This is a genomic window from Halohasta litchfieldiae (assembly GCF_002788215.1).
Taxonomy (GTDB): Archaea; Halobacteriota; Halobacteria; order Halobacteriales; family Haloferacaceae; genus Halohasta; species Halohasta litchfieldiae.
Genome location: NZ_CP024845.1, coordinates 578,622 through 589,775, shown reverse-complemented (window position 1 = coordinate 589,775; position 11,154 = coordinate 578,622). Strand labels below are relative to the sequence as shown.

7 protein-coding genes are annotated in these 11,154 nt (G+C 58.9%); 2 read left to right on the top strand and 5 right to left on the bottom strand.

The window, feature by feature from the left end; translation table 11 throughout:
- Window positions 1–9: 9 nt before the first annotated feature.
- Window positions 10–852 (bottom strand): tRNA pseudouridine(38-40) synthase TruA, encoded by an 843-nt coding sequence (gene truA / locus HALTADL_RS02930; protein ID WP_089672549.1) that lies wholly within the window; start codon window positions 850–852, stop codon window positions 10–12.
- Between the two features lie 137 nt (window positions 853–989).
- On the opposite strand from truA, the gene HALTADL_RS02925 reads away from it, so the two are divergent.
- Both HALTADL_RS02925 and HALTADL_RS02920 read left to right on the top strand, forming a co-directional pair.
- On the top strand, window positions 990–2,501 hold the full coding sequence (locus HALTADL_RS02925) for a sulfatase (RefSeq protein WP_089672550.1): 1,512 nt from the start codon (window positions 990–992) through the stop codon (window positions 2,499–2,501).
- 255 nt (window positions 2,502–2,756) lie between these two features.
- A complete protein-coding gene (locus HALTADL_RS02920; RefSeq protein ID WP_089672551.1) occupies window positions 2,757–3,683 on the top strand; it encodes a PGF-CTERM sorting domain-containing protein in 927 nt (308 codons plus the stop codon).
- 742 nt (window positions 3,684–4,425) lie between these two features.
- On the opposite strand, the gene HALTADL_RS02915 is transcribed toward HALTADL_RS02920, so the two are convergent.
- From HALTADL_RS02915 to HALTADL_RS02900, 4 genes are all read right to left on the bottom strand, one after another.
- Window positions 4,426–6,567, bottom strand: a complete 2,142-nt coding sequence (locus tag HALTADL_RS02915; protein ID WP_089672552.1) for a right-handed parallel beta-helix repeat-containing protein — start codon at window positions 6,565–6,567, stop codon at window positions 4,426–4,428.
- A 351-nt stretch (window positions 6,568–6,918) separates the two neighbouring features.
- Window positions 6,919–8,355 (bottom strand): sulfatase-like hydrolase/transferase, encoded by a 1,437-nt coding sequence (locus tag HALTADL_RS02910; protein WP_089672553.1) that lies wholly within the window; start codon window positions 8,353–8,355, stop codon window positions 6,919–6,921.
- 116 nt (window positions 8,356–8,471) lie between these two features.
- The gene (gene dnaK / locus HALTADL_RS02905) at window positions 8,472–10,373 is read right to left on the bottom strand and encodes a molecular chaperone DnaK (protein ID WP_089672554.1); all 1,902 of its coding nucleotides are present in this window, start codon (window positions 10,371–10,373) and stop codon (window positions 8,472–8,474) included.
- A gap of 166 nt (window positions 10,374–10,539) precedes the next feature.
- On the bottom strand, window positions 10,540–11,139 hold the full coding sequence (locus HALTADL_RS02900) for a nucleotide exchange factor GrpE (RefSeq protein WP_089672555.1): 600 nt from the start codon (window positions 11,137–11,139) through the stop codon (window positions 10,540–10,542).
- Window positions 11,140–11,154: the final 15 nt, after the last annotated feature.

The window sequence follows — 11,154 nt, the reverse complement described above, 5'->3', positions numbered from 1 at the left end:
TAAATCTTGTTACTGGTCGCCACCGCGGAGTCGGTCGACGACTGCCCGCGAGACACGTGACCGGGCCTGCGATTCAATGGCCCGCTCGCCGAAGGCGACGGCCCCACTCTCGGCGGCTTCCGGGTCTCGCTCGAAGTCGACGCCCGGATACCGAACATCCGAAAGCAACAGTGGCTCGGGTGGCGCCGCAGGTGGACGCTGTTCGACTGGCTCGGGGCCGAGGAGATTCTCGATCCATGCAACATCTCGGTGGCCAGTTCCCACGAGTCGAATCACCGAGACGAGTCGACGGACGAGTTCGCGGGCGAAGCCACCAGCCGCGAACTCGATGAGCAAAAACTCGCCATCGCGGTCGACCCAGCCCGAGAGCCCGCGTCGGGTCCCCTCGTCGTCCGGGGTCAGGTTGTGGAAATCGTGGCTGCCACAGAGTGCCGTAAGCGCGGCTGCTGCCCGATCCGCGTCGACTGGCGGTCGACCGTCAAAACTTTGGGCCTCATGCTGTGGCGCATATAGCCGGTAGCTGTATTCCCGGCGGACCGCGTGGTGAGTCGCATGAAAGTCGTCGTCGACATCGGCGCTGGCCCACGCCCGGATCGTGCCGGGGAGTTCGCTGTTGAGCACGCGTGGCTTGAGCCATTCCGGGGCGTCAAACGCGACCGTCTGGGCGACTGCCGACACCCCGGTGTCAGTTCGGCCCGCCGCCGCATACCCCACTGGTCGACTGGCGTCAGTCGACAGCACCGACAGTGACCGAAGAGCGTCGAACAGCGTGTCCTCGACGGTTGGAACGTCGGGCTGTCGCTGAAAGCCATAAAAAGGGCGACCATCGTAGGCAAGACGAAACGCACGCATTACAGGACTGTCTGTTCGCTCTCGGTAAATACTGATTGTGAGAGACCGGGGGAGAGTGACAACAGGACTGTATCAAGAACATACCGCAAGCGTTCGGCAACTACTGCCTTCCCGCGAGTTGGCGTAGTAGAATCAACATGTCTCCCGACAGCCACTCGGACGATACATCTGAACCCCATGATCTCGGCGACGGGGACGCGCCAAACATTGTTCTCGTCGTCATGGATACGGCCCGCGCCAGAGAAACGGTGCCCGCAACGTCCGCTATTACCCCGACGCTGGCGTCGCTGGCAGGCTCCGGAACCGAGTTCACTCACGCCTACACGAGTGCTCCGTGGACACTCCCTGCACACGCCTCACTGTTCACCGGCCAGTATACCGCCGCCCACGGTGCCCACGGCGGCCACACCTATCTCGATGCCGACCACGAAACACTGCCGGAAGCCTTCCAGTCGGCTGGCTACGAGACGGTCGGCGTCTCGAACAACTGCTGGATCACCGGCGAGTTCGGCTTCGACCGCGGCTTCGATCAGTTTCGGAAGGGCTGGCAGTACATCCAAAGCGAGGTCGACACCGGTGCGGTCGTCCGTGCTAGCGGTGTTAGTGAGCGACTAACGTCACTTAGAGAGCAGCTACTGGCGGGCAATCCAGCGATCACACTCGCCAACGTTGCCTACGAACGATATCTCTGTGACGACGACGGTGCCGCCCGGACGACCGATTGGGTCGACACCTGGCTCACTAGGCGAAAAACAAACGGGGACGACCAGCCGTTTTTTCTGTTCTGTAACTACATCGAACCCCACATCGAGTACGATCCACCCCGAGAGTACGCTGAACAGTTCCTCTCGTCATCGGCGGTTGAGGAGGCAATCCAGCTTCGACAGGATCCTCGGGCCTTCGATGTTGGCGACTACGAACTCACAGATCGAGAGTGTGAACTGCTCCGCGGGCTGTATCAGGGGGAACTCGCCTACGTCGACGCCCAGATCGGTCGACTCCGGGAGTCGCTACAGGCTGCCGGTGAGTGGGAGAACACGATTTTCGTCGTGCTTGGTGACCATGGCGAAAACATCGGCGAGTACGGCTTTTTTGGTCACCAGTACAACCTCCACGAGACGGTCGTCCACGTGCCGCTGGTTATCTCCGGCGGGGCGTTTTCAGGTGGTGGCCAACAGGAGTCGCTCGTCCAACTGCTGGATCTGGTTCCGACCCTGCTGGACGAAACCGGGATTTCGGCCCCTGAACTCCTCACGCAACTGCAGGGCCAATCGTTTCACCCGCAGTCGACCACGCCTCCTCGTGAAGCCGTCTACGCCGAACACGTTCAGCCCCAGCCATCCGTCGACTCGCTGGAAGCCCGGTTCGGCGAGCTCCCTGACCGCGTGAAAGCCTTCGACCGGTCACTTCGTTCGGTTCGAACCAACCAAGCGACCTACATCAGGGGGTCGGATGGCAGTCAATGGCTGTATCCTGCCGCGAGCAGTGAACGACAGAACCGGGTCGACCAGCGACCGGCGCTTGTCGCTCGACTCGACACCAAACTCGATGACTGGCTGGGGACTGTCGAACGAGATCACACGACCCAGACCAGCGTGGCGATGAGTGCGTCGACCGAACAGCGGCTTGCTGATTTGGGCTATCTCTAACCCGAGTTGCCAGTCGTGTTGGTACAGTTTTCGACCGCATACGAGTGGTAGGAGGCGGCTACGCTAGGGTAGACACTGTTTACTGCCGCGAGTATCGGACGCTGCGACAGGTGAGCCAGCTATTGTGTCGGTTATCCAGAGTATACCTAAATGATCGACCGGTGTAGCCAGCAGTGGGATTGTCACTCTCGATTCACCGTCGACCTTCCTCACTGCTGTGTCGGCGTACGTCGAGTGACACTACGAACGACAACAATGTCACAGCAACACTCACGAGGCTTGCACCGCAGCCGGATCGTTCTCACCGTTCTGTTGTGTGTCTGTCTCATCGGCAGTATCAGTACTCCTGCAGCCGTCGCTGCGCAGGAAGCCAATAGTTCAGTAACCGAAGCAGCATACAGTCAGCCGGCGCCCGAGCCCGGCGACGAGTATTTCGAGGCGGAGGCCAGCGACGGCCGCTGGGTGAGCTACGTCAACCCCCGCGACGAGTATCGTGATCCGTATCTCGGCGATGGATCGGGAAAGATCTGCACGGTCCTGCTCAACGAGGCGGGCGAGCCAATCGTTGGCGAGACAGTTCCGAACACGACCGTCACGATTCCGACCGGCGAGACTCTGGAGTGGCACAGCGGTGCCGATCCGATGACCGTCGAGTATCCGCTCACCGACCACTACGACCGACCGCTCGACTCCGATCAGTTCGGCACTGCCGACGACATCGGCCAAGGTGATGGCTACATGGATAGCCACTGTATCGAGTTCCACGGCCCGGCCGTCGACGCGGAGATCTCGTACGGCGAAGCCAATGTCGACGGCGACCACGCGGATCGGATCGAAGTTGTCGGCTACATCGAAAAAACCAGTACGTGGGAGACGGATATCGATCCACTCGAGGCTGCAACCTCCTACGAGGAGACCGGCGGCGGCTGGACCTACCGCGAATCAGAATCACACGGACAGGTCGTCGTCGTGTTGCAGCTCGCCTCGGACAATCCAGCCGAAAACGAGACTGCAACAGGTGTCGACACGAACGAAACGACAGCAGGCAACGGCACTGATGCGAACGAGACGGACGGAGACGATGGCTCTGCGACAGCCGACGAAGCCCCCGGCTTCGGCATCGTCGGAACGGTTGTGGCGATGTTTGCACTGGTTGTCGGGGCTCGCCTGAGTCACCGATAGTCGACGGAGTTCGACTTTTCGCTTCGATGTCTTCGGAGTGTGGAACGACCTTTTCGGTGTGATAAACGGGTGGCGCGTAGCCGCGCTCCCCGCCAGACCACCGTTCATCAATCATCCCTGAGAGGATCTCTACCTCATCAAGCGTCCGTCCCAGTTCGTCAGGTTGTGCATCACGCTCCACGAATCACGCGGAGTGTCTCTCGACACGTCCAACGAGTATCACTGTCTCGCCTGCTGTACGTTTCCAGCGTGATCTCCCCGGTTCGCCCGAGCCGTCGAACAGACCGTCTCGCGTCGGCGTCTGTCGCTTGAAGCCAGAACGTTGCTGGCCCGTTTCGTCGATCTGGGGAGGACTGTCACCATCTTCTTGGATACGTGTCCAGACAAGGTCGAAACCGCGATCACAAGCGGCTTCGACCTGCGGATGGTCGTGTCGACAGTAGCATACCCCACATCGGAGAGCTGAGCAATTCGGCTGATGCTACCCAGCGTATCCGCGTAGAGGAAGGCGATGATATCCTCGTCGGGCGTGAGCGTTCGTCTTTCGAAGGATGTGTTGCGGAGGTAACTAATAATACATCAATAGATAGAACACATCCAGACACAGTCAGCGGGATGCCGTGATCCCTCCGCTACTGCACTGAGTTCGACACGAGTCGTTTGTGATCTCTGCCATCAAAAGAAACCCGGAGGGAGTGACACCATCGGTATCGTGTGGTGTCGGGAGTTCGTGAATTCTCGTCTAGTCGTCTCTCACGATTGCGCCACCGTTGAACGAAGTGACATCTCCGGGCGGATTGAAGCTGTTGTCATCCAGCACAGTATTCAGATCGAGATCGCCAGTCTCGTCGATGACGTAGAATTCGTCGTCGTCAGTACTGTCTCCGGAGAAGTCGTTCGATTCGATGGTAATCGTCGCTGCGTCCGCATCTGCTCCGACGATGATATGGGTCGGTGCAAAGAAGTTGTCCGGAGTCGTCGTCTCGATGTCAGAAATGGAGTTGTCTTCGATGGTGACATTCGAAGGACCGTTAGTACTAGCGCCGCCTCGAGCCAGCGAAATAACCTGCGTGAAGCCACCGGGATCGCCACCTGAACCGGGAATCGTTCCTTCGGTGTTCAGATCGCTGATGTCGTTGTCAGTAATGTCACCGGAAACGTCGCCATTGAATCGGACAGCAACTGTCGAGCGCGTGTCGAGCAGGTCGCTGATCGTATTGTCTTTGACCTTCACGTCGGTGATCGGTGTGCCCGATTCGTCGATCAGGATCGCTTGCACAGCACCTTGGTCTTCGTCAGTCCCTTCGAGGTTGGTGATTTTGTTGTTCTTGATCTTGATCCCGCTGGTGCCGTCATTCGCCAGAACTCCGATTGCGTTCGCGTCGTCGTTCTCTGTTCCAATCTCGGTGATCACATTGTTTTGTATACACGCGTCCTCACTTCCGGCACTGACAGTTATCCCGACGGCCCCACTGAAGTCGCCCGGGGTAGCCGAGATCCCACTTGCCGGATTTCGTATTTCGAGGCCGTCAACTGTTACGCCGTCGGCCTCAATGCTGAATGCAGAACTGGCGTTCACCTCGACAACCGGTTTTTCGAACCCTTCTATCGTGAGGTTCTCTACGTCGACCACAACCGTCCCGTCGGGTTCCTGGTCCTCGCAGACGATGATCGTATCGCCCTCGTTGGCGTCGTCGACCGCCTCTTGGATCGTCTCGTAGCTCTCCTGTTGGGTTTTGTTGACTACTGGCCCGTCGAGATCACTGTCGTTTTTGGCCTTGCCGACAACGTGGCCCTGGTAGAACAGTGTGACCGATGCCTTGCAGCGCGGTGCGTCCACCCAGAACGTTTCGGCACTGGCAGGGTCGTCGTGAACCGTGATCGTCCCCGCGGCTCCAGTCTCATAGTTGTAGTAGTTGAACGTCCGGTCGAAGTCGGTTCCGTCGTGGAGATAGAACTCGATTTTCCGTTTCGAGAAGTCGATATCGTTCACGCTAAACGCGACATCGTTCTCGGCGAGGCAGTCGCGCTCGGTGTTGCTGGCTTTGACGTCGATCTCCTCGCCCTCGTAGAACAGTCGGACGGTCGCTTCGCCACCCGAGCCACTCGCCTCGACATCGAAGTAGGTCGTGCTCTTGGGTTCGACCATCATCTCGCCGCCACGGTCGGTGTTGTAGACGTCGTACTGGACCGTGACCGCCTTTTTGTTCCAGTTGTCGACGCGGTAGCGTGCGGTGTTGGTGTCGCTATTGACACAGATCGCCACGAGGCCGATGTCGTCGGTGTCGATATCGCCCTTCTTGTCGTAGTCGTTGGAGTATTTCTTGGCGCAGTCGTTGGTGTTTTTGATCCGCTTGTCGCCGACTTTTACCGAGAGGATCTTGTCGTCGGCGTCGATAGCGTGGTCGTAGAACTGGTAGATGTCGAACGTCCAGACGTATTTGCGGTCGTGGTCGCCTTTCTTTTTGTGGTCGTCATCATCGTGCTCACCGCAGAGACACTTCTCGTCGTGGTCGTCGTCTTTCTTTTTGTCGTCGTGGTCGTCGTAATCGTCGAGATCGTCCTCGTGGTCGTTGCCGTCGTGGATCTCCTTCCACAATTCGTACGGCAGCAGCTCTTTTTTCTTGATCGTCTGCTGGATGTTTTCGATTCGCTCGCTGTCGTCGTTGTAGGCCCTAATCGTGATTGGGACCGTTTCATGGCCGTCTTTGAGGTGTACGGCCATCGAATGACAGTCCTTGAAATCGATTTCTTTGATGCTGTCGACCTTTTTTTCGCTCGCGCTGACCGTCCCGGCACTGAGGCTGGTACCGCTGATGATTGCGCCGGTCGCTACGATTCCTCGGAGGCTCGCTCGTCTGGATAGCTTTCGTTCGTCGGACATGGTTGGTCCTCCCAGCCGTTTTCGGGCCGAAGAGTACCGGATACTCCACTGGATAACCCTATTGTAATCAGTCACCTACAGGATTTTATAAAATCACTACTAGAATAAGTGGGTAGTAGATATACCTACTACCGAGACGTACCGATTCTATCGATTTTTCGACCGTACAAACAGGTGAGACTGTCTCCGAGAGGGTGTCTTCGGCCAGTATCTTCTGCAAGATAACTACGCCTACTGACGGGTAGACGGTAGATAACTCGGTCAGATACTGTACACAATTCCTGATATCCTGCTTTCCAGTCACATCCGCGGATGCTACTGTCGACCGTTCAGTTGGTGACCGAACCCCAGTTATTGCAGTGTTTTCGGCACCCACCGCCGGAGCGAATCGTCGACCTCGTCCATCCAGTCGACCAGCCGACCCTCCATCTCCCGTTGCACGTCCGCATACGCCGGATGGTCGGCGAGATTCCGGAGTTCGTGGGGATCTGCCGTCAGATCGTACAGTTCGTTTCGATCCGGCCCATTATATATGAACTTGTACTCCTCAGTTCGGACCATCCGCTGTGAGTAGAGGCCGAACTCGTCGCCATGGTACTGGGCGTAGGTCGACGCTGGCCAGTCATCCGGGAGGTCGCCCATTAGTAGGGGCTGTATACTCCGGGCGTGGATCCCCTCAGGAGGTTCGATACCGGCCCAATCGAGAAACGTCGGCATCAGATCGTGGAGACGGACGAAGTCGGTCGACTGGCTGCCGGGGTCGACGACACCCGGCCACCGAACGACGAGGGGGATTCGGTAGGTTTCGTCGTACATCATCGGCCCCTTGTTGAACAGGCGGTGTGACCCCGTGAGATCGCCGTGATCCGAGGTATGGACGACAGCCGTCTTGTCTGCCATGCCGAGATCGTCGAGGGCGTCGAGAATCCGGCCGATCTGGTCGTCGATCAGCGTCATGAAGCCGAAATACTTCGCGATGGCTTCGGCCCACGTCTCCCACTCGAAGCCCTCTACGCCCCGGTAGTGAAGATACTGCTCGTGGACACGCGGCTTGCTCTCGAAGGTTTCGGCGTAGTTTGACCACGGCTCGATCTCGGTCGGCTCGTACATCGACGCGTAGGGTTCGGGGACGACATACGGGTGGTGTGGACCGAGGAAGTCGGTGCGGTGGAAACAGGGTTGCCGGTCGTCGTCGACCCAGCGTTCCAGCGCGTTGATCGTCCGTTCGGCCAGAAAGTAGGGCCGCGAGGCCTCGACTGGCACTGGATCAGTGCCTGCGATGAGGGTGGTGTCGTCACCCTCACCGGCATAGATTTTATCTTCGACATCGACTTCGGGGACCCTGATTCCCTGTGACTCCCGGAAGTGTTCGAACGCCACATCGAAGTTGTCGTGGTGATAGTCGCTCCCCCCGAAGTACCGAAACCCGAAATCACCGGGCGTGTGATTGTGGCTGACGTGCCATTTCCCGAGATAGGTGTTGGTGTAGCCACTCTCTGCGAGGAGTTCACCGAGCGTCGGCAGCTCCTCGGGGAGATCGGTTCGGATCGCATCCGCCTCGTGGCTGTTGTTAAGCAGGCCGTGAGCATGCGAATAGAGGCCGGTTAACAATGAGGCACGGGCACTCGTACAGATGCTCGTCGGCGTGTAGGCCGACTCGAACCACATTCCCTCCTCGCGGAGGCGGTCGATATTCGGCGTGTCGACCGGTAGCCCGTCGGGAGCCACGAGGTCGGCACGCTCTTGGTCGGTCAAAAGTAGGAGGACGTTCGGTCGACTGGCGGACATGTCCCTGTGTTCGGTCGCCGAGACCAAAGGTCAGATGTCCGTTTCGGTGATCTGTCGACAGGCCAGTATATATACGAGAACAAAACGCAGCGACTGCAACCGACCGTCAGCGTCGACTACTCGTCGTCTTTTTCTTCGTCCGCATCCTCGAAGTCGGCGTCGACGTACTCGTCGCCTTCGCCAGCCGCGCCGTCGGGACCGCCCGGACCGAAGCCGCCCTCAGGACCACCCGCGGCACCGGCACCGCCAGCACCGGCCTGAGCCTGTTGGGCCTGTCCTTCGTACATCTGCTTGCCGATCTCTTGAAGCTCTTCGGTGAGTTCCTCGGTCACGTCGTGAAGCTCTTCGGTGTCGGCGTCCTCGTCTTCGAGCACGTCCTCGACGTCGTCCATGGCGTCTCGAATACCGGCTTCGAGATCGTCGTCGACGGCCTCTTCGTTCTCTTCGAGGAGCGACTCGGCGCGCTGGACTGCGCCCTCGGCGTCGTTGCGTGCCTCGATGCGCTCGCGGCGCTCTTGGTCCTCTTCGGCGTGTTCCTCTGCTTCTTCCTGCATGCGGTCGACTTCCTCGTCGGAGAGTCCAGCACCGCCCTCGATGGTGATCGACTCGGCGTTGCCCGAGCCCTGATCCTCCGCCGAGACGTTGACGATGCCGTCGGCGTCAATCGAGAACTCGACTTCGATCTGCGGCATGCCGGCCGGTGACGGTGGGATGCCGGTCAGCATGAACTCCCCGAGCAGTTCGTTCTCGTTGGCGATCTCGCGTTCGCCTTGGAACACCCGGATCTGCACCGAGGTCTGGTTGTCCGCCGCGGTGGTGAACACCTTCGCGGCGTCGGTCGGGATCGTCGTGTTCTTGTCGATGAGTCGCTCGAAGAGCCCGCCTTTGACCTCGATACCGAGGCTCAGTGGGGTCACGTCGAGCAGCACGATGTCGTCGACGTCGCCTGCGAGGACGCCGCCCTGAATCGCTGCACCGAGGGCGACGGCTTCGTCGGGGTTGACGTTCTTCTTTGGCTCTTGACCGATGATCTCTTCGACCTTGTCAGCGACCTGTGGCATCCGGGTCGAACCACCGACGAGGATGACCTCGTCAATGTCGCTGTCGGAGATCCCGGCGTCTTCGATGGCCTGCTCTGTCGGGCCGACGGTTCGCTCGATCAGATCCGAGGTAATCTTCTCGAAGGTTGCGCGGGTGATCGAGGTTTCGAGGTGGACCGGGCCGGAGTCAGTCGCTGTGATGAACGGCAGATTGATTTTCGCCTCTTTCCGCGAGGAGAGTTCGATCTTGGCCTCTTCGGCGGCTTCCTTGAGTCGCTGGAGTGCCTGTCGGTCGTCGCGGAGTTCGATGCCGTGATCGTTTTTGAACTCTGTGGCGAGATGATCGATGATCGCCTGGTCCCAGTCGTCGCCACCGAGATCGTTGTCACCGTTGGTTGCGACAACATCGTAGACGCCGCCGCCGAGTTCGAGGACCGACACATCGAACGTGCCGCCACCCAGATCGTAGACGAGAACTGTCTGATCGGATTCGTCGTCGAGGCCGTAGGCCATCGAGGCTGCGGTCGGCTCGTTGACGATGCGTTCGACCTCGAAGCCGGCGATCTGACCGGCGTTTTTCGTTGCCTGTCGCTGTTTGTCGTTGAAGTAGGCCGGAACCGTAATGACGGCCTTCTCGACATCGTGGCCGAGATACTCCTCGGCGTCGCGTTTGATCTTCTGGAGGATCATCGCCGAGATCTGTTCGGGGGTGTAGGATTCGCCCTCAACCTCAACCTCGTACCCCTCCTCGCCCATGTGGCGTTTGATCGATTGGATCGTTTTATCAGGGTTCTGTACAGCCTGGTTTTTGGCTGGCTTGCCGACAAGCCGTTCGTCGTCATCGGAGAACGCGACAACCGACGGGGTCGTTCGGTTACCCTCCGAGTTGACGATGATCTCCGGCTCTCCACCCTCCATTACCGCGAACGCGCTGTTCGTGGTCCCAAGGTCAATTCCGAGAATCTTCTCGCTAGCCATGTTGGCCCCAATTACCGGCTTGTCTCGGTTAAAGGTTACTAGACAGCCCGACGCAAACGGACAGCAGGGGTCGCCGCTGTCTTGCGATTAGCGGCTGAAGAAATCGATCCGGTCGACGTTTCTTTGTACGACCGCAATGTTACCGACTTACTCACCCACTGCTTGCTCAGGCGTCGTCACTGCTGACGGTGACCTGTGCGGCCTGCAAGACTTTGCCCGCCATCTCGTAGCCTGCTTGATAGACGTCGGCGACCGTGCCATCGGGCTGATCGCTTGCGACGTTCATCATCACTTCGTGACGCTGGGGGTCGACTGCCTCGCCCGGTTCCGGCGAGATGATCTCGACGTTTTCCTCGTCGAGAATAGCATCCAACTCGTCGAGCGTCGACTGGATGCCCGGTCGAATATCCGCATCCTGATCTTGATCGAGTGCCCGGACGAGGTTCTCTCGGATCTTGGTGAATCGGGAGACGAGATCCTCGGTCGCGCGGGCCTGCATCTCCTCCTGTTTGTTCTGCATCCGCTTTTTGTAGTTCTGGAAGTCGGCCCGCGACCGGCTGAGCTTGTCGGTGAGGTCCTCGATCTCAGCGTCTTTGGCTTCGAGTTCGGCTTTGAGTTCCTCGACATTCTGCTCATCGTCGAAGAATTCCTCTTCCTCTTCTTCTTCCTCCTCAAACAGATCAGTGCCAGCAGTCTCGGCTTCTTCGGGCTCCGAGTCGTCGCTTTTGGACGCCGATTCGTCGACCGCTGCTGGGTCCTCGCTCATATTCCCGTACAGTCG